The sequence below is a fragment of the Tepidibacter aestuarii genome (genome assembly GCF_934924865.1).
GTDB classification, from domain to species: domain Bacteria; phylum Bacillota; class Clostridia; order Peptostreptococcales; family Peptostreptococcaceae; genus Tepidibacter_A; species Tepidibacter_A aestuarii.
In genome coordinates, this window is the sequence record NZ_OW235315.1 from 78829 (window position 1) to 102948 (window position 24120).

Here is a 24120-nt window from a genome sequence, read left to right on the forward strand (position 1 = left end):
GTTGAAAAACTATAGAGATTTGACATTTATAGATATAAATAAAGATGAATATATGGTTATATCATGTGATTCATGTGCAGGTGTTGGGAATAAAGAACTAGATGAAATAAAAGTTCCACTAGGTATTGTATCTTATTTTACAACTAGAGTAGCTTTAATGGAAATAATGTCTGTTAAAGCAAAACCGATAGCTATAGTAGATAATTTAGGAGTATCTATGGACGATGGAGGAAAAGCAATAATCGATGGTATAAAAGGGTTTTTGAATGATATCAATCTAGATATACCTATAAATGGGAGCACAGAAGAAAATTTTAAAACTCTTCAGACATTCTTAGGAACAACGGCAATTGGAATAATGAAAAAAGAAGAATTAAACCATAGTGTGAAGAGTGGGAGTTTGGTACTTTCTATAGGTTTACCTAAGGTAGGAAATGAAATAGATATAAATAATGATCAAGAAATAATATCATTTTATGAATTCAAAAAATTATTGGATTTAAACTATATAACTTCTATAATACCTGTAGGTTCTAAAGGAATAAAACATGAATGCTCTATTATAGAAAAAATAACTAATATGAGTATAAATTACAATGATATTGAAATTGATTTGTATAAACCAGCTGGACCGTCTACATGTGTAATAACAACTATTTCAGAAGATTATATAGACGAATTAAAAAGAAATATAAACTGCCCTATAAAAATTTTAGGAAAAATTTCATAAAAAAATAGACCCATTATAAATACTTGCTTTCAAAAAAATGAACTTGTAATTTCAATACTTTGAGCATGTTTGACTAATTTGATTAATTTTGATAATCTAAATATAGCAAATATACGAAGACCCTTTAACGAGGTTAAAGGGTATTTTTTTTGATTGACGACACTATATATGGTATGGATAAAGTAAATATACACTACATAATGTACAAGGGGGCAGTAGTATGATTGAAAATGTAAAAAAGAGGGACGGAAGAATAATTAGCTTTAGTAAAGACAAAATAGCGAGAGCTATATTTTTAGCTGCTAGTGAGGTTGCACAAAAAGAAGGAAAAACAGCAAACTACGAAATGGCGGAAAAACTAGCAGAGAAGGTATTAAGTCTTTTAACTAAAAAATATATAGGACAAGTGCCAACTGTCGAAAATGTTCAGGATGCTGTTGTAAAAACTTTAATAAAAAATGGACATGCAAGAACTAGTGAAGCGTATATATTATACAGAGCTGAAAGAAGTAGAATAAGAAATTCAAAAACAAGACTGATACAATCTATAAAAGAAATAACTTTTTCAGATGCAGATAATGCAGACATAAAAAGAGAAAATGCTAATATAGATGGAAATACTGCTATGGGAACTATGCTTCAATATGGAAGTGCAGTATCTAAAGAATTTTGTAAAGAATTTGTCATAAAACCTAATCATTCAAAAGCACACGATGATGGAGATATACATATACATGATATGGATTTTTTAAATATGGGTACACTTACTTGCTGTCAAATAGATATAGCTGAATTGTTTAAAAATGGTTTTTCAACAGGTCATGGGCACCTAAGAGAGCCGCAAGATATATTAAGTTATTCTGCACTTGCAGCTATTGCTATTCAATCTAATCAAAATGATCAACATGGAGGTCAAAGTATACCATTTTTCGATTATGGAATGGCAAACGGAGTTAAGAAAACATTTAAAAGAGCATATATAGAAAATATATATAAAGGTATAAGTATAGAAAAAGATATTGAAGATGATCAAATAAAAACTATAACTGATATATTTAATGAAGTAGAAAAATCTTTAAGTAAAGAGATATCTTTAAGTATAGATAAAGAAATAAACGATAAAATTAAGCAAGAATTAATTAAAGAATATGGATTAGATGAAGAGAAGTGCTTAAAGATACAAAAATTTGCAAGTAAAGAAGCTTTAAGAGAGACTAATAGAAAAACTTATCAAGCTATGGAGGCTTTTATACACAATCTAAATACAATGCATTCAAGAGCTGGAGCTCAAGTTCCGTTTTCAAGCGTTAACTTCGGAACAGATACAAGTGAAGAAGGCAGAATGGTAAGTAAAAACTTACTACTTTCTTTAGAAAAAGGACTTGGAAATGGAGAAACAGCTATATTCCCAATACTAATATTCAAAGTAAAAGAAGGGATAAACTTAAATAAAGAAGATATAAACTATGATTTATTCAAATTAGCATGTAAAGTTTCATCAAAGAGATTATTCCCTAATTTCAGTTTCATAGATGCTCCATTTAATCTTCAGTACTATAAAGAAGGACGTCCTGAAACAGAAGCTACTTACATGGGGTGTAGAACAAGAGTCCTTGGAAATGTATGTGGAGAGGAAATAGTTACCGGTAGAGGAAATCTTTCGTTTACGACTATCAATCTTCCAAGATTAGGAATAAAACATGGAGTATTAAAGAATAAAGAAACTGATATAAAAGGATTCTATAAAGAACTTCAAGAAAAAATAGACTTAGTAATAGATCAATTAATAGAAAGATTTGAAATACAAGCAAATAAAAAAGCTAAAAACTTCCCTTTCTTAATGGGACAAGGTGTATGGCTTGGATCTAAAGAATTATCTTGGGAAGATGATTTAAGAGACGTTATAAAGCAAGGAACATTAACAGTTGGATTTATAGGACTTGCTGAGTGCCTAAAAGCATTGATAGGGGAGCATCACGGAGAAAGTGATTCTGCTCAAGACTTAGGTGTTGAAATAATTAAATACATGAGAGATAAAATGGATGAAGCAAGCGAAAAATATGGATTAAACTTCTCTTTAATAGCAACTCCAGCTGAAGGATTAAGTGGAAGATTCACTAAAATAGATAAAAAAGAGTTTGGAGAAATAGAAGGAGTTACAAGCAGAGATTATTATACAAACTCTTTCCATGTACCTGTTTATCATAAGTTATCTGCATTCAAAAAGATAGAAAAAGAAGCTAAATACCATGCGCTTACTAATGCAGGACATATAAGCTATATAGAACTTGATGGAAACCCATCTGATAATATAGAAGCATTTGAAAGTATAGTAAGAGCTATGAAGGAAGCTGGAATTGGATATGGAAGTATAAATCATCCGCTTGATAGAGATCCAGTTTGTGGATTTAATGGAGTTATAGATGATACTTGTCCAGCTTGTGGAAGAAAAGATGGAGAAGATGGTATATACTTCGAAAGAATAAGAAGAATAACAGGATACTTAGTTGGTACTGTAGATAGATTTAACGATGCCAAAAGAGCTGAGGTTAAAGATAGAGTAAAACATAATTAAAAAGGGGTGATATTATGAAATTAAGACTAGCATCTTCTGTGACATCAGACAGCATAGTTGATGGACCTGGACTTAGAACTGTAATATGGACCCAAGGTTGTAAGCATAACTGTAAGGGCTGCCACAATAAGCAAACTCATGATTTTAATGGGGGATTTGAGGTAGAAGTAGAATCTATAATAGATACTTTAAAAGAATTGAGGCTACAAAAGGGAATAACTCTTAGCGGAGGAGATCCGTTTGAACAACCAGATGCTCTTGTGAAGATATGCAAAGAAGCAAGAAAACTTGGACTAGATGTTTGGGCTTATAGTGGATATACATTTGAACAGTTAACCGATATTAAAAATGAAAGATATTTCAAATGGAAGAATCTATTAAATGAGATAGATGTATTAATCGATGGCAAATTTGTAGAAGAAAAGAAGAGTATGCTCTTAAAGTACAGAGGATCATCAAATCAAAGAGTATTAGATGTTAAAAAGTCATTACAATTAAAAAGAGCTGTTCTTCATGTGGATTACAATGAAGATATGGATATAGCAAAATAAAAGAGAGGCTTAAGCCTCTCTTTTATTTTTATATAATGACACTCGTTCAAATATTAACTAAAAGAAGATAATATTTAAATGAGTGCCATTTTTGAACTTGCATTTTTAGTGTTTGCATAGATTAAATAATAAATTATAGAGTTTTTTTCTCTTAAATAGGGAATGCTGTATTGAAAAATAGGATGTAAAACTAAAAATATCCAATTAATTCGTTGTTTTTATAAAAAAATTTTGTATACACGTCATAAAATCAAAGAAAATATACATGTTAATCTTTAAAATAAATGTTTTTAATGACTAATTTAGACTATTTCATATAAAATTATAATAATTTTTTTGAAAAATCGTATAATGTAAAAAAATCCGTTTGAATGTTTAAATATAAACGTTTTGCCGCTTAATTAAATATGCGAAAATAATAGAACTTAAAATTTATTTCAAAAAAAGTGTTGACGAATTATTCAATAGCTGATATATTATTACTTGTCCTCAACAACGAGGCAAACGAGAAACACATGAACACAACGTATGAACTTTGAAAATTAAACAGTAGGTTATAAATAAATCACAACAGTGATTTTCGGAAACAACACATAAAGTCAGTTTACTGAGTACTGACAAACTTTTATTTAAGAGTTTGATCCTGGCTCAGGATGAACGCTGGCGGCGTGCCTAACACATGCAAGTCGAGCGGAGATTGAAAAGCTTGCTTTTTAATCTTAGCGGCGGACGGGTGAGTAACGCGTGGGTAACCTGCCCTATACACACGGATAACATATCGAAAGATATGCTAATACGAGATAACACATTTTTAAGGCATCTTAGAAATGTCAAAGCGTTAGCGGTATAGGATGGACCCGCGTCCCATTAGCTAGTTGGTGAGGTAAAAGCTTACCAAGGCGACGATGGGTAGCCGACCTGAGAGGGTGATCGGCCACACTGGAACTGAGACACGGTCCAGACTCCTACGGGAGGCAGCAGTGGGGAATATTGCACAATGGGGGAAACCCTGATGCAGCAACGCCGCGTGAGCGATGAAGGCCTTCGGGTCGTAAAGCTCTGTCCTAAGGGAAGATAATGACGGTACCTTAGGAGGAAGCCCCGGCTAACTACGTGCCAGCAGCCGCGGTAATACGTAGGGGGCAAGCGTTATCCGGAATTACTGGGCGTAAAGGGTGCGTAGGCGGCCTTGTAAGTCAGAAGTGAAAGGCTACGGCTCAACCGTAGTAAGCTTTTGAAACTGCAGGGCTTGAGTGCAGGAGAGGAGAGTAGAATTCCTAGTGTAGCGGTGAAATGCGTAGATATTAGGAGGAATACCAGTTGCGAAGGCGGCTCTCTGGACTGTAACTGACGCTGAGGCACGAAAGCGTGGGGAGCGAACAGGATTAGATACCCTGGTAGTCCACGCCGTAAACGATGAGTGCTAGGTGTCGGGGGTTACCCCCCTCGGTGCCGCAGCTAACGCATTAAGCACTCCGCCTGGGGAGTACGCTCGCAAGAGTGAAACTCAAAGGAATTGACGGGGACCCGCACAAGTAGCGGAGCATGTGGTTTAATTCGAAGCAACGCGAAGAACCTTACCTAAGCTTGACATCCCTCAGACCGCTTCTTAATCGAAGCTTTCCCTTCGGGGACTGAGGTGACAGGTGGTGCATGGTTGTCGTCAGCTCGTGTCGTGAGATGTTGGGTTAAGTCCCGCAACGAGCGCAACCCTTATCTTTAGTTGCCAGCATTTTGGATGGGCACTCTAGAGAGACTGCCGAGGATAACTCGGAGGAAGGTGGGGATGACGTCAAATCATCATGCCCCTTATGCTTAGGGCTACACACGTGCTACAATGGCTAGTACAGAGAGTTGCGAAACCGCGAGGTCAAGCTAATCTCTTAAAGCTAGTCTCAGTTCGGATTGCAGGCTGAAACTCGCCTGCATGAAGCTGGAGTTACTAGTAATCGCGAATCAGAATGTCGCGGTGAATGCGTTCCCGGGTCTTGTACACACCGCCCGTCACACCACGGAAGTTGGGGGCGCCCGAAGTCAGATATCCAACCGTAAGGAGGAATCTGCCGAAGGTGAAATCAATGACTGGGGTGAAGTCGTAACAAGGTAGCCGTATCGGAAGGTGCGGCTGGATCACCTCCTTTCTAAGGAGAAATAACCTACTGTTTAATTTTGAGAGTTTATAAAAAACTCTTGACGAATTTTAATAAATTTGTTATTATATATTTCGTCAAAAAAATACAATATGGGGGCGTAGCTCAGTTGGGAGAGCACTTGCCTTGCAAGCAAGGGGTCAGGAGTTCGACTCTCCTCGTCTCCACCATTTAGTATTTTATATACTATATTAGTACTTTGAGCAACGGAATTTTTAATTCGTTGGCGACGTACTTTAGTACTTTGAAAATTGAACAGATTTAAATAAATTTAGGTTAAGTTATTAAGGGCGTAGGGCGGATGCCTTGGCACCAAGAGCCGATGAAGGACGTGGTAAGCTGCGATAAGCTTCGGGGAGATGCAAGCAATCTTTGATCCGGAGATTTCCGAATGGGGAAACCCACCTAGAGTAATGTCTAGGTATCCTTAGATGAATACATAGTCTAAGGAGGGGAACCGAGGGAACTGAAACATCTAAGTACCTCGAGGAAGAGAAAGAAAAATCGATTCCCTAAGTAGCGGCGAGCGAAAGGGGAAGAGCCCAAACCTATGAAGTTTTCTTCATAGGGGTTGCGGATATGCTCACAAGAAAGAGGTATTGTAGTCGAAGAGGTTTGGAAAGACCCACCATAGAAGGTAATAGTCCTGTAGATTAAACAAGAAGACTTTCGAGCATACTCCAGAGTACCACGGGACACGTGAAACCCTGTGGGAAGCTGGGGGGACCACCCCCCAAGGCTAAATACTTCTTGGTGACCGATAGCGTATAGTACCGTGAGGGAAAGGTGAAAAGAACCCCGGAAGGGGAGTGAAATAGAACCTGAAACCCTATGCCTACAAGCTGTGGGAGCACATTTTTAGTGTGACCGCGTACTTTTTGTAGAACGGGCCAACGAGTTACGATAAGTAGCAAGGTTAAGGACTTAGGGTCTGGAGCCGTAGCGAAAGCGAGTCTTAACTGGGCGATTCAGTTACTTGTCGTAGACCCGAAACCGAGCGACCTACCCATGGCCAGGATGAAGCGAAAGTAAAATTTCGTGGAGGTCCGAACCCACGCACGTTGAAAAGTGCGGGGATGAGCTGTGGGTAGAGGTGAAATTCCAATCGAGCTCGGAGATAGCTGGTTCTCCCCGAAATAGCTTTAGGGCTAGCCTCAAGCTTAGAGATGAGGAGGTAGAGCACTGAATGTCCTAGGGGCCCTGTGGGTTACCGAAGACTATCAAACTCCGAATGCCTTTATCTTTTGCTTGGGAGTCAGACTGTGGGTGATAAGATTCATAGTCGAGAGGGAAACAGCCCAGACCGTCAGCTAAGGTCCCTAAATGTAAGTTAAGTGGTAAAGGATGTGGGATTGCACAGACAACCAGGATGTTGGCTTAGAAGCAGCCATTCATTCAAAGAGTGCGTAATAGCTCACTGGTCGAGTGATCCTGCGCCGAAAATTATCGGGGCTAAAACTTACTACCGAAGCTACGGCATTGACTTTGTCAATGGGTAGGGGAGCATTCACTGCGGGTTGAAGCTAGACCGGAAGGACTAGTGGACTGCAGTGAAGAGAGAATGTTGGCATGAGTAGCGAGACGTAGGTGAGAATCCTACGGGCCGAAAACCCAAGGTTTCCTGAGGAAGGTTCGTCCGCTCAGGGTTAGTCGGGACCTAAGCCGAGGCCGAAAGGCGTAGGTGATGGACAACAGGTTGAGATTCCTGTACTACCGATAATCGTTTGAAGAATGGGGTGACGCAGAAGGATAGGCTATCCTACTATTGGATATGTAGGTCCAAGCATTAAGGGAGCATTGATAGGCAAATCCGTCGGTGCAATCCTGAGGTGTGATGGGGAGCGAAATTTAAGTAGCGAAGTAGTCGATTTCATGCTGCCAAGAAAAGCCTCTACTGAGATTAAAGGTACCCGTACCGCAAACCGACACAGGTGGGTGAGAAGAGAATTCTAAGGCTAGCGAGAGAACTTTTGTTAAGGAACTCGGCAAAATGACCCCGTAACTTAGGGATAAGGGGTGCCTCATTAGGGTGTATGCCCGAAGAGGCCGCAGAGAATAGGCCCAAGCGACTGTTTACCAAAAACATAGGTTTCTGCTAAGTCGAAAGACGATGTATAGGAGCTGACGCCTGCCCGGTGCTGGAAGGTTAAGGGGATGTGTTAGACATTAGTCGAAGCATTGAACTTAAGCCCCAGTAAACGGCGGCCGTAACTATAACGGTCCTAAGGTAGCGAAATTCCTTGTCGGGTAAGTTCCGACCCGCACGAAAGGCGTAACGATTTGGGCACTGTCTCAACAAAAGACTCGGTGAAATTGTAATTCCGGTGAAGATGCCGGATACCTGCGACAGGACGGAAAGACCCCATGGAGCTTTACTGTAGCCTGGCATTGGATTTCGATATTACATGTACAGGATAGGTGGGAGACTGAGATACGAGAACGCCAGTTTTCGTGGAGTCATCCTTGGGATACCACCCTTGTAATATTGAGATTCTAACCATAGACCATGAATCTGGTCTTGGGACACTGTCAGGTGGACAGTTTGACTGGGGCGGTCGCCTCCCAAAATGTAACGGAGGCGCCCAAAGGTTCCCTCAGCACGGTCGGAAATCGTGCGAAGAGTGCAAAGGCAAAAGGGAGCTTGATTGCAAGACATACAGGTCGAGCAAGGACGAAAGTCGGGCTTAGTGATCCGGTGGTTCCGCGTGGAAGGGCCATCGCTCAACGGATAAAAGCTACCCTGGGGATAACAGGCTTATCTCCCCCAAGAGTCCACATCGACGGGGAGGTTTGGCACCTCGATGTCGGCTCATCACATCCTGGGGCTGTAGTAGGTCCCAAGGGTTGGGCTGTTCGCCCATTAAAGTGGTACGCGAGCTGGGTTCAGAACGTCGTGAGACAGTTCGGTCCCTATCCGTCGCAGGCGTAGGAAATTTGAGAGGAGCTGTCCTTAGTACGAGAGGACCGGGATGGACATACCTCTGGTGCACCAGTTGTCACGCCAGTGGCATAGCTGGGTAGCTATGTATGGAATGGATAAGCGCTGAAAGCATCTAAGCGCGAAGCCAACCTCAAGATAAGATTTCCCATCTTTATGAGTAAGATCCCAGGAAGACTACCTGGTTGATAGGTTCAAGGTGTAAGCTCAGTAATGAGTTCAGCTGATGAATACTAATAGATCGAGGACTTAACCAAATTTTAAATCTGGTCAATTTTGAAAGTATTAATCTTAATACTTAATATGCGGGTGTAGCTCAGTGGTAGAGTTCCGGCCTTCCAAGCCGGCTGCGAGGGTTCGACTCCCTTCACCCGCTCCAATATGTGGTTATTATAGCAAAGAGGATACACCTGTTCCCATTCCGAACACAGAAGTTAAGCTCTTTAGCGCTGATGGTACTTGGGGGGCAGCCCCCTGGGAGAGTAAGACGTAGCCACGTATGTTCCAAGGTAGCTCAATGGTGGAGCAATCGGCTGTTAACCGATAGGCTGTGGGTTCGAGCCCCACCCTTGGAGCCAAAAAAAATGCCGAGGTGGCGGAACTGGCAGACGCACAGGACTTAAAATCCTGCGGTCCTTACAGATCGTACCGGTTCGATTCCGGTCCTCGGCACCACAATAACGCGGGATGGAGCAGTTGGCAGCTCGTCGGGCTCATAACCCGAAGGTCGTAGGTTCAAGTCCTGCTCCCGCAACCAGTATGGCCCCTTGGTCAAGCGGTTAAGACACCGCCCTTTCACGGCGGTAACAGGGGTTCGATTCCCCTAGGGGTCACCATTAATAATTGGGCTCATAGCTCAGCTGGGAGAGCACCTGCCTTACAAGCAGGGGGTCACAGGTTCGAGCCCTGTTGAGCCCACCAATTATTTGGCCTGGTAGTTCAGTTGGTTAGAATGCCAGCCTGTCACGCTGGAGGTCGAGGGTTCGAGTCCCTTCCAGGTCGCCAAATAATTTGAAGAACAAGCTCACAGATGCTAAATATCTTTGGGTTTTTATTTTACAAAAAAATATATGCTAGTGTGGCTCAACGGTAGAGCAGCTGACTTGTAATCAGCAGGTTGTAGGTTCGATTCCTATCACTAGCTCCACACATGCGGGTGTGGCGGAATTGGCAGACGCACTAGACTTAGGATCTAGCGCTTTTAGCGTGGGGGTTCAAGTCCCTCCACCCGCACCAAAATATCATATGAGCGGAAATGGCTCAGTGGTAGAGCATCGCCTTGCCAAGGCGAGGGTCGCGAGTTCGAATCTCGTTTTCCGCTCCAATTTAATATGTACCTGTAGCTCAGTTGGATAGAGCAGTGGCCTTCTAAGCCACGTGTCCGGGGTTCGAATCCCTGCAGGTACGCCATTTCAAAAAGCTTAATCATTTAAATGGTTAAGCTTTTTTATTTAAAAAATTACATGATTTCGATTTATGGAAAACATAGATAAACGGTCTGAAGTAGCAACTATTTTAAGCAAAAATAATACTTTTTACTTATATTGCAAAATATATGTGCTTTGCTTATTGAATTATTTCTCAATGTATGAAATAATTAATCCGTAAAATAATATATAATAACAAATATTATAGGAGGTTACTAAATTGTGGGATATAAAAGATATCATAATGAACATAACTATCTTAGATATAATAGATATAAGTATAGTAGCTTATGTGTTTTATAAACTGTACATGTTAATAAAAGAAACTAGTGCAGAACAATTAATAAAAGGAATATTTGTACTTGTAGTAGCTACTAAATTAAGTGAACTTTTACAGTTGCATGTTGTGCACTGGGTACTAGCGAACACTATATCGATAGGAGTAATAGCTATACTTATAGTATTTCAGCCTGAACTCAGAAGGGCACTTGAATACATTGGGCGAACGAAATTTATATCAAAGCCCATAGGTGAATTTGATGAAGAAAATATAGATGAAATAATAGAAGAGTTAGTGGAGGCTATATATTCTTTGTCGAGACAAAAAATAGGAGCTTTAATAATAATAGAAAGAGAAACTGGTATAAATGATATAATTCAAACGGGAACAATTATAGATGCTAAAATAACAAGGCAACTTTTAATAAATTTGTTTATTCCGAATACTCCGCTTCATGATGGAGCTTTGGTAATAAAAAATAATAGAGCAAGAGCAGCGGGTTGTTTTTTACCTCTTACAGATAGTAAGTATGTAAACAAAGAATTGGGAACTAGACATAGAGCGGGTATAGGTATAAGTGAAAGGTCAGACTGCATATCTATAATAGTATCAGAAGAAACTGGAACAATATCAATAGCAGAAAATGGTAAATTATACAAGTCTATATCAAAAGAATATATAAAAAACATACTGAATCAAAACTTTAAAAAACAGGGAGAAAATAAAAGAATTTTTAAAAGAGGTGTATTTTTTAAATGATAGATATTTTTAAAAGAAACTTAAAAATAAAGATAATATCTATATTTTTCGCCTTTTTCATGTGGATATATGTAATGGCAGAGGTAGATCCTATAATATTAAAAGATTATGATGAAGTACCTGTAAAAATCAATAATATAGATATACTACAAGAAAATGATATGGTATTATATCCAGAACCTAATTTAAAGTCAAAAATAATACTAAGAGGTAGAAGGTCTTCAATAAAGGATATTCAGAAAAGTGATTTAGAGATAGATACAAATTTAAAATCTCCGAAAATAGGCAAAAATAAATTAGACCTAGATATAGATGTACCTAGTAATATAAGTTATACAATTATTCCAAGTAGTATAGATTTAAATGTTGAAGAAAATATATATACTAAAAAACAAATAGTAATTAAAACTACAAATGGATCAAATGAAGATTTGAAAGTAGATAAGATATCATATTCTCCTAAAAGTACATTTATTGAGGGTCCTAAAAGCCTTGTCGAAAAGGTGGATAAACTAATATGTAAAGTTAATCTAAAAAATAAGAGTAAAGATTTTAATTCAAAAGCTCAAATTATACCTGTAGATAAGAATGGTAAAACAGTAGAAGGTATAAATATAAGGGATCAGTACACGTATGTTGATATAGGGTTTACTAAAACTAAAGAAGTACCTCTAGTTTTGAATTTAAAAGGAAAAATTGGGGAAGAATATAAGTTATTAGGCTATGATTTAAATTTAAAAACTATAAATATAACTGGTAAAATAGAGCAAATAGATGCAATAAAGGACATATATACACAAGAAATAGACATATCTAATTTGAGAGAAAGCAGAAATATAAATTTAAATATAAATATTCCGCAAAATATAGATAGTGATATTAAAAGTGTAAATGTGAGTTTTGAAGTTGCTAAATTAGTAAGCAAAAATTTAACAATACCATCAAAAAGAATCGAATACAAAGACAACATACACAATTTAGATATTTCAAAAAATAACTTACCTGATGATATAAATGTGAAAGTTACATATATAGAAGAAATCGGGCGAGATGTGAGTGAAAAAGATGTACAAATATTTGTCAATATGAAAGAATTGAATTCTGATCCTGCAAAATTTAGAATAAAATACAATATACCGATTGAGGTCGAAAGTGTACAAATTGACCCTGAATACGTTGTAATAGGTGAATAGTTAATAAAAAAAAATGTAAAAAAATTGCGAAATGATATTGCAATTCTTATTGCATTTTTTTTTATTTCAATATATCATAATATACGTAGAGAAAAATTTCTTATGGGGTGATACTGTGTCAAAGAATTATGTTCTTGTTATTAATCCAGGTTCAACTTCGACAAAAGTGGCTTTATTCAAAGAAAATGAAAACGTTATCCAAAAAAATCTAACTCATTCAACAGAAGAAATAGAAAAATATGATAAAATAGCAGACCAATTTGAAATGAGAAAAGACATTATAATAAATTGGTTAAAAGAAGAAGGCTATACATGTAAAGACCTTATAGCAGTAGTTGGTAGAGGTGGTTTGTTAAGACCTATGCCAGGTGGTACATATAAGGTTACGCCTAAGATGGTAGATGATTTAAAATTAGGGGTTCAAGGAGAACATGCATCAAATTTAGGTGGAATAATAGCAAAATCAATAGCTGATGAGCAAAACATACTAAGCTTTATAGTTGATCCAGTTGCAGTAGATGAATTTGAGGAAATTGCTAGAATATCTGGAATTCCTGAAATTAAAAGAAGATCTTTAGGACACGCTTTAAATATAAAAGCGGTTGGAAGAAGAGTTGCTACAAAACTAGGTGAAAACTTTGAAGGTATAAACATGATAGTAGCTCACCTTGGAGGGGGAATAAGTGTTGCTCCTTTAAAAAAAGGAAAGTCAGTAGATTATAATAATGCAAATGAGATGGGACCATTCTCGCCAGAAAGAACGGGCGGACTTCCAATAGGAGATTTAGCTAAATTGTGTTTTTCAGGAAAATATACTTACAAAGAGATTAAAGCTAAGCTTAAAGGCAAGGGTGGACTTGTAGGATACCTTAACACAAATGATGCTAGAGAGGTTACAAAGAGGATAAATGAAGGTGATGAAAAAGCAAAACTTATATTCGAAGCTATGGGATATCAAATAGCAAAAGAAATAGGATCTATGGCAACAGTATTAAACGGAGATATAAAAGCAATAGTAATTACTGGAGGACTTGCGTACTCTGAGTATTTAATAGATTATATAAAAAATATGGTAGATTTTATTGCACCTGTAATAGTTGAGCCTGGTGAAGATGAAATGATGGCTTTAAATGAGGGAGCATTAAGAGTTATAAATGATGAAGAAAACGCTAAAATATACGAAGAAGAGGTGACATTCTAATGAGAGATTTTCAAGAAGTAATCAAATTTGCTAAAGAAAGAGGACCTAAAACTATATCTGTAGCTTGCTCTCAAGATAAAGAAGTTTTAATGGCTGTTGAGATGGCTAGAAAAGAAGGAATAGCTAATGCTATACTTGTTGGAGATATGGAAAAAACTAAAGAAATAGCACAAGAAATTAATATAGATCTAAATAATTATGAGCTAATAGAAGAAGCAGACTTAACATTAGCTTCTAGAAAAGCTGTAGAATTAGTTTCAAGTGGAAAAGCTCATATGGTTATGAAGGGACTAGTTGATACTTCAATAATATTAAAAGCTGTTTTAGATAAAGAAATAGGCCTTAGAGCAGGAAGCGTTTTAAGTCATGTTGCAGTATTTGATTTAAAAGCTTATGATAGATTATTCTTCGTAACAGATGCAGCTATGAACTTAGCTCCAGACTTAAATACTAAGAAGCAAATAATAGAAAATGCTTGTCAAATAGCTCATGCATTAGATATAGATGAACCTAAGGTAGCTGTTCTTTGTGCAAAAGAAAAAGTTAACCCTAAGATGCCAGACACTGTAGATGCAAAAGAATTAGAAGAGATGAACAAAAGAGGAGAAATCACTGGATGTATAGTTGGAGGACCTTTTGCTCTTGATAATGCAGTATCTATAGAAGCTGCTAAGCATAAAGGAATAGATCATCCGGTAGCTGGAAAAGCTGATATCCTATTAGCTCCAGACATCGAAGCTGGTAATATACTTTATAAATCTATGGTATTCTTTGGAGAATCTAAGAATGCAGGAGTTATAGTTGGTGCTAAGGCTCCGATAATATTAACTTCAAGAGCGGACAATGAAGAAACTAAATTAAACTCAATAGCACTTGCTGTTTTAACAGCTGCTAAGATTGGGTAATTAATATAATAAATAAAAATAATATATTGACTAAGGAGAGAATAATTTCTATGAGTAAAAATTTCAAAATTCTTGCTATAAACCCGGGTTCAACTTCTACTAAGATCGCTGTATATGCAGGTGAAGAATTAGTATTTGAAAAAACATTAAGACATTCTGCTGAAGAAATAGGTCAATATGAGAAAATATCAGACCAACTTGATTTTAGAAGAAATGTAATAGAAGAAGCTGTAAGTGAAAATGGAGTTAAAATAGAAGATTTAGATGCAATAGTTGGAAGAGGAGGACTTTTAAAGCCTATAGCTGGAGGAACTTATGCAGTTTCTGAAGGAATGATAGAAGACTTAAAAGTTGGAGTTTTAGGAGAGCATGCGTCAAACTTAGGTGGAATAATAGCAAAAGAAATAGCTGAAAAAATAGATGTTCCATCATTCATAGTAGATCCTGTTGTTGTTGATGAACTTCAAGACGTTGCTAGAATATCTGGTATGCCAGAACTTGAGAGAAAAAGTATATTCCATGCTCTAAATCAAAAAGCTACAGCTAGAAGAGCAGCTGATGAATTAGGTAAAAAATATGAAGAAATAAACGTAATAGTAGCTCACCTTGGTGGTGGAGTATCTGTTGGAGCTCACGAAAATGGTAGAGTTATAGATGTTGCAAATGCACTTGATGGAGAAGGTCCATTCTCTCCAGAAAGAACAGGCGGACTTCCAGTTGGAGATTTAGCTAAAATGTGTTTCTCTGGAAAATACACATTAGATGATATAAAGAAAAAGATAAAAGGAAATGGTGGAATAGTAGCATACTTAGGAACTAACGATGCTAGAGAAGTTGAAGCCATGATAGAAGAAGGAAATGAAAAAGCTAAGCTTATATACCAAGCAATGGCTTACCAAGTAGCAAAAGAAATTGGAGCATGTTCTGCTGTTCTTAAGGGTAGGGTTGATGCTATAGTATTAACTGGTGGTATAGCTTACTCAAAGATGATGGTAGAATGGATAAAAGAAAGAGTTTCTTTCATTGGAGATATCAAAGTATATGCTGGTGAAGATGAAATGACAGCTTTAGCTCAAGGTGGACTTAGAGTTCTTAGAGGTGAAGAGGAAGCTAAAACTTACTAAGTAGGTGATCTCATGATAAAAGATGACAAGAGAATAAGAATCATAATAGGACATTATGGTAGTGGTAAAACTGAATTCTCTATGAATTATGTAATGAAGCTAAGACAAGAAGTAGAAGGTAATATAGCGATTTCAGACCTTGACATAGTAAACGTATACTTTAGAACAAGAGAAAAAAGAGATATGCTGCTTGAAAATAACATAAGACCTATAGACTCTTCTGTAAGAGCAGCTGCTGTAGATGTTCCTGCAGTATCAGCAGAAGTTATGTCACCTATTCAAGATGAAACTTATAACTATGTAATGGATGTAGGTGGAGACTTTATAGGAGCGAAGGTTGTAGGTAGATTTGCTCATATTCTTGAAGGTAAAGAATACGATATGTTCTGTGTTGTAAATGCTAATAGAGAAGAATCATGTACAGTTGAGAAAGTTATAGATCATATAAGAAAAATAGAAGAAGCTTCTAAGTGCAGAGTTACTGGACTTATAAATAACACTCACTTAGTTAGAGAAACTACTGTAGATGATGTATTAAGAGGTCAAGAGCTTGTTAAAGCAGTTTCTAAAGAAACTAACATACCTATAAAGTATGTAGCTTGTATGGAGAAAATAGTAAAAGATTTACCAAAAGACATTGAAGGCGAGATATTCCCTATAAAAATGTACATGAGGGAATCTTGGATGTAGTTTATTAGTCTAAAAGAGAGCTTTAGGCTCTCTTTACAAAGACTTATAATATATTGTTTTTAAATTAAAAAATATATTAAGGAGGGTTTGAAATGGCTAAAGGTAGAGTGCATTTTGACCAAGATAGATGTAAAGGATGCGAACTTTGCACAACAGTTTGTCCAGTTAAGATAGTTGTTATGGACAAAGAAAAGATAAACAAAAAAGGATACCATCCTGCAACAGTGAAAGAAGATAAATGTGTAGGTTGTGGAAACTGTGCAATGATGTGTCCAGATTCAGTAATAAGCGTAGAGAGAGACTAATCAATATATAATTTAAGGAGGGAAAGAACATGGCTAAGGTTTTAATGAAAGGAAACGAAGCTGTAGGTAAAGCAGCTATAGAAGCTGGATGTAAATACTTCTTCGGATACCCAATAACACCTCAAAATGAGATACCAGAATATATGGCAAAAGAATTACCTAAAAATGATGGAGTATTCGTTCAAGCAGAATCAGAAGTATCTGCTATAAACATGATATACGGAGGAGCAGGTTGTGGCGCTAGAGTTATGACATCATCTTCTTCACCAGGAATCGCTTTAAAGCAAGAAGGAATCACATATATAGCAGGAGCTGAGCTTCCAGCTGTTATAGTAAACATGATGAGAGGAGGCCCAGGTCTTGGAGGAATTCAACCTTCACAAGCTGACTACTTCATGTCAACAAGAGGAGGAGGAAACGGAGATTACAGAACTCCAGTTTACGCACCAGCTACAGTTCAAGAAGCTGTTGATATGGTAATGGAAGCTTTCGAAGTTGCTGATTACTACAGAACACCAGTTATGGTAGTTGCTGATGGTATGATAGGACAAATGATGGAGCCAGTAGAATTTAAAGCTCCTAAGAAGAGAGATTTACCTAAGAAGGATTGGGCTACAACAGGAACTAATGGAGAAAGAAAGCCAAACATAATAAACTCTTTATTCCTAGATCCTCAAGCTCTTGAAGATCACTGCTTCAAGCTAGATAGAAAGTATAAAGAAATAGAAGAAAATGAAGTTAAGTACGAAATGTACAAGACAGAAGATGCTGAGCTTGTATTCGTAGCTTATGGAACAACTTCAAGAATAGTTAAGAACACTGTAGAAGCTTTAAGAGAGCAAGGAATAAAAGCTGGTCTTATAAGACCTATAACTTTATGGCCTTTCCCACACAAAGCTTTCAATGAAATCCCTGCTGCTAAGAACTTATTAGTAGTTGAGATGAGTACAGGTCAAATGATAGATGATGTTAAAATAGCTAATGAAGGAAGATTACCAGTTGATTTCTTCGGAAGAACAGGTGGAATGATACCTACTCCAGGTGAAATCATGAATAAAGCTATGGAAGTAATAGGAGGTGCAAAATAATGGCAGTTGTATACAAAAAATCTGAAGGTTTAACAGATAAGCAAACTCACTACTGTCCTGGATGTACTCACGGTATAATCCATAAGTTAGTAGCAGAAGTATTAGAAGAATTAGATGTATTAGGAAAGTCTATAGGAGTTGCTCCAGTTGGTTGTTCAGTACTTGCATATGATTACTTCAATTGTGATATGCACGAAGCTTCTCACGGTAGAGCACCTGCTGTTGCAACAGGAATCAAGAGAGTTCAACCTGATAAAGTAGTTTTCACATACCAAGGAGACGGAGATCTTTGTTCAATTGGAGCTGCTGAAATAGTGCATGCTGCTGCAAGAGGAGAGAAGATAACAACTATATTCGTAAATAATGCTATATACGGTATGACTGGTGGACAAATGGCTCCAACAACTTTACCAGGACAAAAAGCTACAACTGCACCTCTTGGAAGAGATGTAGACCACGCTGGTATGCCAATAAGAATGTCTGAGATGTTAGCTACTTTAGACGGAGCAGTATTCGTAGAAAGAGTATCAGTTCACAACCCAGCAAACATAAGAAAAGCTAAAAAAGCTATAAAGAGAGCTTTTGAAATACAATTAGAAGGAAAAGGATTTGGTATAGTAGAAGTACTATCAACTTGTCCAACTAACTGGGGATTACATCCAGTAGATTCTCTTAAGTGGTTAGAAGAAAATATGATGCCTTACTACCAATTAGGCAACTTAAGAAACCCAGAGGAGGCGAAATAATATGTCAACAGAAAGAATAATATGTGCAGGATTCGGTGGACAAGGTGTTATGTCTATGGGTATGTTAATGACTTACGCAGGAATGCTTGAGAATAAAGAAGTTTCTTGGCTTCCATCTTATGGACCAGAAATGCGTGGAGGTACAGCTAACTGTGCAGTTACAGTATCTTCTACTCCAGTAGGATCTCCTATTATAACAGATGATGCAACTACTGCTATAGTTATGAACTTACCATCTCTTGTTAAATTTGAGCAAGATGTTGTTGAAGGTGGAAAAGTACTTGTAAACAGCTCTTTAATAGATCAAAAAGTAGAGAGAACTGATGTAGAAGCTTACTACATTCCAGCTAATGAAATAGCTGTAGAACTTGGTAATGCAAAAGTTGCTAACATGGTTATGCTTGGAGCTTACCTTGAAATTACTAAAACTGTTGAGGTTGAATCTGTTCTTGAAGCATTCAAGAAAGTTTTCGGACCAAGCAAAGAAAAATTTGTACCACTTAATAAAGAGGCTCTTGAAAGAGGAGCAGCTGCTGTTAAGTAGTTTACATAAAAAGATTGCTAATTTTATTAGCAATCTTTTTTTATGCCTAAAAGATTATAAAATTTCCGTTCTATGTGTGAATAACATTGATGAAAGAAATATACTTGCAACTATTTTGAGCAACGGAGCACGTAGGGATCGTTGTCGACATGAGTCAGTGCGTAGCAACTAGACGAATTTTTTTATAAAAATATATGATGTTACTTTCAAATATCCTTCAATTTTCATAAAAGAATCATATTTAAGGTAAAATATTACAAAACGCTGAGAGGTAAGCTATTTCAATAACCAAGAAGATATAAAAAATATGATGAAATATTTAAATGAATCCAAAGTTGCAAAATATGAAGTGGAAGAAAAAAATCATGCATATAAGATAAAATAGATTGTATAATGAAAAAGCAGGGTGTATAATCTAAGTGAAATTATATAAAGTTTAAGGAGATGAAAACATGTATCCCTTGTATAGGATATTAAGCTTATCATTAGGAAGTCTATTTTGTGCAGTAGCGATTAACGGTTTTTTAGCACCAAATCACCTTTTAAGTGGAGGCGTAGGAGGAATAGCTATAATACTTAACTATATATTTAACTTAAATATAGGTTTGATTGTTTTACTTGTTAACATACCACTATTTTTAATGGCTTATAAAAAGCTAGATAAAGACTTTATTGTGTATAGCCTTGTGAATATGTTGATATATTCACTCTTTATAGGTATAACTCATGATATAAGTTCATACATTGCTGTGGATGACTTAATACTTTCATGTATATTTGGTGGATTATTAAATGGAGTAGGAATGGCAATAACATTTAGAAATAGAGGATCTCAAGGTGGTACAGATATAATAGCCGCTCTTGCTAAGAAAAAGTGGAACATAAATTTAGGAACAGCTCTTATGGGCGCTAATCTAATTATTGTATGTACAGGAGGAGCTGTATTTGGAATACAAAAGGCTATGTATACTCTTATAAATATGTATATAGGATATCAGGTTGTGGATAAGATACAGATGATGCTGGATGTTAAAAAATCAGCTATGGTTATATCCGATAAATCTGAAGACATATCAAAAGAGATAATGAAGGACCTAGGAAGAGGAGTAACTTTTTTAAATGGAGAAGGAGCTTACTCAAAGAATAGCAAAAAGGTTATCTATACTATAATAAATCCAGTCGAGATACCAAGACTTAAAGAAATAGTTGAAAAATACGATAAAAACGCTTTTATAACTATAAATGAAACCCAAGAGGTAAAGGGTAGAGGTTTTAAGGAAAGCATTATATAAATAAAACATTATATTGAAAATTCAATATATGATATGATAATATAATAAGGGTATTTATACCCTTATTTTTTTTATAAATAGGATATATGAACAACACGAGCCATGAATTAGCATGAAGTGAAATTTTAAATATATTATGGATGGTTTAAAAAGTTATGGGGAGGCTTTTGATGAGAAAATATTTCGGAACAGATGGTGTAAGAGGAGTAGCTAATACTGAACTTACGAATGATCTTGCATATAAATTAGGAAGAGCAGGTGCATATGTTCTTGCTGAGGGAAAAGAAAATGTAAAAGTTGTAATAGGAAAAGACACTAGAATATCAGGAGATATGTTAGAGTCGTCTTTAATATCTGGGATGATGTCTGTTGGTGCAAATGTTGTATGTGTGGGAGTGGTTCCAACTCCAGCTGTTGCATATTTAACAAAGCTTTACAATGCTGATTGTGGAGTTGTAATATCTGCATCTCACAACCCAGTTGAATACAATGGAATAAAGTTCTTTAATAAAGATGGATATAAGCTAGATGATAGTATTGAGATAAAAATAGAACAATTAATAGAAGACATGAATAAGATACAATATAATCCTACAGGCGAAAATGTAGGTACTAAAGTAGATAAAAAAGATTCTATAAGGGATTATATAGACTATTTAAAGACAATAGTTAATGTTGATTTTAATAATTTAAAGGTAGTACTTGATTGTGCTAATGGAGCAGCATATGAAGCAGCACCTATAGTGTTTGAAGAACTTGGAGCTAATGTTATAACTATTAATAATAATCCTGATGGATGCAACATAAACTTAGATTGTGGATCAACTCATCCTAAATCTCTTCAAGAAGAAGTAGTTAAAAATGGTGCAGATATAGGTCTTGCATACGATGGAGATGCAGACAGACTTATCGCAGTTGATGAAAAAGGAAATACAGTTGATGGGGATTATATACTTGCTATATGTGCTAAGTTTTTAAAAGAACAAGGTAAGTTGAAAAACGATACTCTTGTAGTTACAGTTATGAGTAATATAGGACTTCACATAGCTTCAAAGGAGAATAATATAAATACTATATCTACTAAAGTAGGAGATAGATACGTATTAGAAGAGATGATAAAAGAAGGATATAATCTAGGGGGAGAACAATCAGGTCATATGATATTCTTAGATTATATAACTACTGGAGATGGAATACTTAGCTCATTATTCTTATCGAATGTCTTAGTTAGTGAAGAAAAGACATTATCAGACATTTGTGGTATAATGAACAAGTATCCTCAGGTACTAATAAATGCTAAAGTAAAAAATGAAAACAAAGATATGTATTTAAAAGATGAACAAATAATAGAAGAAATTAATAAAATAGAACAAATACTAGATGGAGAAGGTAGAGTTTTAATAAGACCATCTGGTACTGAGCCACTTGTTAGAGTTATGCTTGAGGGTAAAGAGGAAGGTCAATTACACAGATTGGCGAGTGAACTTGCTAATCTTATAGAATCAAAATTATCATAAGTAAAGTTTAATATAAGGAGGCTGTAAAAATATAAGCCTCCTTTAAAGATAATTAAAACTTTACAAAAAAAGCGCTAGGGCTAAATATTATTTAGTTGACGAGGCCAGGGAGTATCGATTATCGGCGGGTGCCCTGCGGTGATTTTGCCATCGTTAGAGCTTAACAAAGCATATGAGTGATTGTATGTACAAAAAAGGCTTGAGCAAAAAGACCTTTCTCCTTAAATAAATTAAATTTTTAAAAATTTTAAGGAGGTTTATTTGTTATGTGTGGAATCGTAGGTTATATTGGAAATAGGCAAGCAACAGAGGTATTAATAGAAGGGCTTTCAAAGCTTGAGTACAGAGGTTATGATTCAGCAGGTTGTGCTGTAAACTCAGGAGATAATTTATCTGTTAGAAAATTTAAAGGAAGACTTTCTGTTTTAGCAGATGATTTAAAGGAAAATCCTTTAGTATCTAATATAGGTATAGGACATACAAGATGGGCAACTCATGGAGCACCATCAGATGTTAATTCACATCCTCATTTAAATATGGATTCAACTATAGCTGTAGTTCATAATGGTATAATAGAGAACTACATGCAGTTAAAAGAATGGTTAATATCGGAGGGGAAAGTATTTAAATCAGAGACAGATACTGAGGTTGTAGCTCACTTAGTAGACTACTACTATGAAGGAGACCTATTAGACGCTGTTTATAAGGCTATGGCTAAGTTAAGAGGGGCATATGCATTAGGGGTAATATCTAAGGATAATCCAGATGAATTAGTAGCGGTTAGAAATGAGAGTCCACTAGTTGTAGGTATTGGAGAAAATGAAAACTTCATAGCATCAGATATACCTGCACTTTTAAAATATACAAGAGACGTTTACTTCTTAGAAAATGGAGAAGTTGTATACTTAACTAAAGATGGGGTTAAGATATTTAATCAAGATAGAGAAGAAGTAAAAAGAGAAGTATATAACGTTAAGTGGGATATAGAAGCTGCATCAAAGGGCGGATTTGAACATTTTATGATAAAAGAGATAAATGAGCAACCAAACGGAATAAAAGAAACTTTAAATAGAAGACTTGATGAAAATGGTAACATAAAGTTAGATGATATAAAGCTTACTAAAGCTGAACTTGATAAGATAAATAAGGTATATATAGTTGCTTGTGGAACGGCTTATTATGCTGGACTTGTTGGAAAGCATTCTATAGAAAAATTCGCAAAAATTCCAGTAGAAACTGATATAGCTTCTGAGTTTAGATATAGAGATGCATTCGTTGATGAAAATACATTATTAATAGTTGTAAGTCAATCAGGAGAAACAGCAGATACTTTAGCAGCTCTTAAGGAAGCTAAGTCTAAGGGAGCTAGAATTTTAGCTATAACAAATGTTGTAGGATCATCTGTAGCAAGAGAAGCTGATGATGTATTCTATACTTGGGCAGGACCTGAGATAGCTGTTGCATCTACTAAGGCTTATACAACTCAACTTGTTTCTTTATACATGATAGCACTTGATTTTGCAATCAAAAAAGGAACTATAACTAATGAGCAATATAAAGATATGATAAACAAATTAGGTGAAACATCAGATAAGGTACAGCAGATAATAGATAATTCTGATGAGATAGAGAAGATAGCAGATAAAATAAAGGATTCTAAGGATGCTTTCTATTTAGGAAGAGGTCTTGATTATTATCTTGCTATGGAGGGAGCTCTTAAGTTAAAAGAGATATCTTATATACATGCAGAGGCTTTTCCAGCAGGAGAGTTAAAGCATGGACCTATAGCGTTAATAGAGGAAGGTACTCCAGTTATATCGCTTGCTACTCAAGATAGATTATTTGAGAAGATGGTTTCTAATATGAAGGAAGTTAAGGCAAGAGGTGCTCATGTAATAGCCCTTGCTAAGGAAGGAAATAAAGAGGTAGAAAAGGCAGCAGATAATGTTATATATATACCAGATGTTGATGATGTATTATCTAGTATATTAACTGTTGTTCCACTTCAAATACTTTCTTATCATGTTGCAACTAAGAGAGGATGCGATGTAGATAAGCCGAGAAATTTAGCTAAGTCTGTTACAGTTGAATAATAGATACTTAAA

General features: G+C 36.2%; 16 protein-coding genes, 12 tRNA genes and 3 rRNA genes. All 31 read left to right on the top strand.

Annotation, left to right across the window (positions count from 1 at the left end; all coding sequences use genetic code 11):
- Position 1: 1 nt before the first annotated feature.
- The 31 genes from M2214_RS00385 to glmS all read left to right on the top strand — a co-directional run bounded on the left by M2214_RS00385 (position 2) and on the right by glmS (position 24108).
- Entirely contained in the window at positions 2–730 is a 729-nt protein-coding gene (locus M2214_RS00385; RefSeq protein WP_248481583.1) for an AIR synthase related protein, read from the top strand.
- A gap of 220 nt (positions 731–950) precedes the next feature.
- Entirely contained in the window at positions 951–3305 is a 2355-nt protein-coding gene (locus tag M2214_RS00390; protein WP_248481585.1) for an anaerobic ribonucleoside triphosphate reductase, read from the top strand.
- 14 nt (positions 3306–3319) lie between these two features.
- Complete coding sequence (gene nrdG / locus M2214_RS00395) at positions 3320–3856, top strand: anaerobic ribonucleoside-triphosphate reductase activating protein (protein WP_248481587.1); 537 nt, start codon at positions 3320–3322, stop codon at positions 3854–3856.
- Between the two features lie 625 nt (positions 3857–4481).
- Positions 4482–5997, top strand: a 16S ribosomal RNA gene (locus M2214_RS00400).
- A 103-nt stretch (positions 5998–6100) separates the two neighbouring features.
- Positions 6101–6176 (top strand) — tRNA-Ala (locus M2214_RS00405).
- A 104-nt stretch (positions 6177–6280) separates the two neighbouring features.
- A 23S ribosomal RNA gene (locus tag M2214_RS00410) occupies positions 6281–9201 on the top strand.
- A gap of 48 nt (positions 9202–9249) precedes the next feature.
- Positions 9250–9323: transfer RNA gene (locus M2214_RS00415), tRNA-Gly, on the top strand.
- Between the two features lie 3 nt (positions 9324–9326).
- Positions 9327–9443, top strand: a 5S ribosomal RNA gene (gene rrf / locus M2214_RS00420).
- Together the 16S, 23S and 5S rRNA genes with 12 tRNA genes alongside form the textbook arrangement of a ribosomal RNA operon.
- A gap of 4 nt (positions 9444–9447) precedes the next feature.
- Positions 9448–9522 (top strand) — tRNA-Asn (locus M2214_RS00425).
- Between the two features lie 8 nt (positions 9523–9530).
- Positions 9531–9619: transfer RNA gene (locus M2214_RS00430), tRNA-Leu, on the top strand.
- A gap of 6 nt (positions 9620–9625) precedes the next feature.
- Positions 9626–9701 (top strand) — tRNA-Met (locus tag M2214_RS00435).
- Between the two features lie 4 nt (positions 9702–9705).
- A tRNA-Glu gene (locus M2214_RS00440) sits at positions 9706–9780 on the top strand.
- Between the two features lie 9 nt (positions 9781–9789).
- Positions 9790–9865 (top strand) — tRNA-Val (locus M2214_RS00445).
- Between the two features lie 7 nt (positions 9866–9872).
- Positions 9873–9949: transfer RNA gene (locus M2214_RS00450), tRNA-Asp, on the top strand.
- Between the two features lie 67 nt (positions 9950–10016).
- A tRNA-Thr gene (locus M2214_RS00455) sits at positions 10017–10091 on the top strand.
- Between the two features lie 5 nt (positions 10092–10096).
- Positions 10097–10180 (top strand) — tRNA-Leu (locus M2214_RS00460).
- A gap of 13 nt (positions 10181–10193) precedes the next feature.
- A tRNA-Gly gene (locus tag M2214_RS00465) sits at positions 10194–10268 on the top strand.
- Positions 10269–10277: 9 nt separating this feature from the next.
- Positions 10278–10354 (top strand) — tRNA-Arg (locus tag M2214_RS00470).
- A 237-nt stretch (positions 10355–10591) separates the two neighbouring features.
- Positions 10592–11410, top strand: coding sequence for a diadenylate cyclase CdaA (cdaA, locus tag M2214_RS00475; protein ID WP_256466693.1), 819 nt, complete (start codon positions 10592–10594; stop codon positions 11408–11410).
- Positions 11407–12603: a CdaR family protein gene (locus M2214_RS00480; protein WP_248481589.1), complete on the top strand. Its 1197-nt coding sequence runs from the start codon at positions 11407–11409 to the stop codon at positions 12601–12603. The genes cdaA and M2214_RS00480 overlap by 4 nt, the downstream gene beginning before the upstream one ends.
- Positions 12604–12718: 115 nt before the next feature.
- Positions 12719–13804: a butyrate kinase gene (buk, locus tag M2214_RS00485; RefSeq protein WP_248481591.1), complete on the top strand. Its 1086-nt coding sequence runs from the start codon at positions 12719–12721 to the stop codon at positions 13802–13804.
- Positions 13804–14709 (top strand): phosphate butyryltransferase, encoded by a 906-nt coding sequence (ptb, locus tag M2214_RS00490; RefSeq protein ID WP_248481593.1) that lies wholly within the window; start codon positions 13804–13806, stop codon positions 14707–14709. The genes buk (M2214_RS00485) and ptb overlap by 1 nt, the downstream gene beginning before the upstream one ends.
- Before the next feature lie 50 nt (positions 14710–14759).
- Complete coding sequence (gene buk / locus M2214_RS00495; RefSeq protein WP_248481595.1) at positions 14760–15833, top strand: butyrate kinase; 1074 nt, start codon at positions 14760–14762, stop codon at positions 15831–15833.
- A 12-nt stretch (positions 15834–15845) separates the two neighbouring features.
- Entirely contained in the window at positions 15846–16523 is a 678-nt protein-coding gene (locus M2214_RS00500; RefSeq protein WP_248481597.1) for an ATP-binding protein, read from the top strand.
- Positions 16524–16615: 92 nt separating this feature from the next.
- On the top strand, positions 16616–16828 hold the full coding sequence (locus M2214_RS00505; protein WP_248481599.1) for a 4Fe-4S dicluster domain-containing protein: 213 nt from the start codon (positions 16616–16618) through the stop codon (positions 16826–16828).
- A 29-nt stretch (positions 16829–16857) separates the two neighbouring features.
- The gene (locus M2214_RS00510) at positions 16858–17916 is read left to right on the top strand and encodes a 3-methyl-2-oxobutanoate dehydrogenase subunit VorB (protein ID WP_248481601.1); all 1059 of its coding nucleotides are present in this window, start codon (positions 16858–16860) and stop codon (positions 17914–17916) included.
- The gene (locus M2214_RS00515) at positions 17916–18662 is read left to right on the top strand and encodes a thiamine pyrophosphate-dependent enzyme (protein ID WP_248481602.1); all 747 of its coding nucleotides are present in this window, start codon (positions 17916–17918) and stop codon (positions 18660–18662) included. The genes M2214_RS00510 and M2214_RS00515 overlap by 1 nt, the downstream gene beginning before the upstream one ends.
- 1 nt (position 18663) lies before the next feature.
- A complete protein-coding gene (locus tag M2214_RS00520; protein ID WP_248481604.1) occupies positions 18664–19206 on the top strand; it encodes a 2-oxoacid:acceptor oxidoreductase family protein in 543 nt (180 codons plus the stop codon).
- A 452-nt stretch (positions 19207–19658) separates the two neighbouring features.
- Positions 19659–20498: a YitT family protein gene (locus M2214_RS00525; RefSeq protein WP_248481606.1), complete on the top strand. Its 840-nt coding sequence runs from the start codon at positions 19659–19661 to the stop codon at positions 20496–20498.
- A gap of 170 nt (positions 20499–20668) precedes the next feature.
- The gene (gene glmM / locus M2214_RS00530) at positions 20669–22015 is read left to right on the top strand and encodes a phosphoglucosamine mutase (RefSeq protein WP_248481607.1); all 1347 of its coding nucleotides are present in this window, start codon (positions 20669–20671) and stop codon (positions 22013–22015) included.
- 266 nt (positions 22016–22281) lie between these two features.
- Positions 22282–24108, top strand: a complete 1827-nt coding sequence (gene glmS / locus M2214_RS00535; RefSeq protein ID WP_248481610.1) for a glutamine--fructose-6-phosphate transaminase (isomerizing) — start codon at positions 22282–22284, stop codon at positions 24106–24108.
- Positions 24109–24120: the final 12 nt, after the last annotated feature.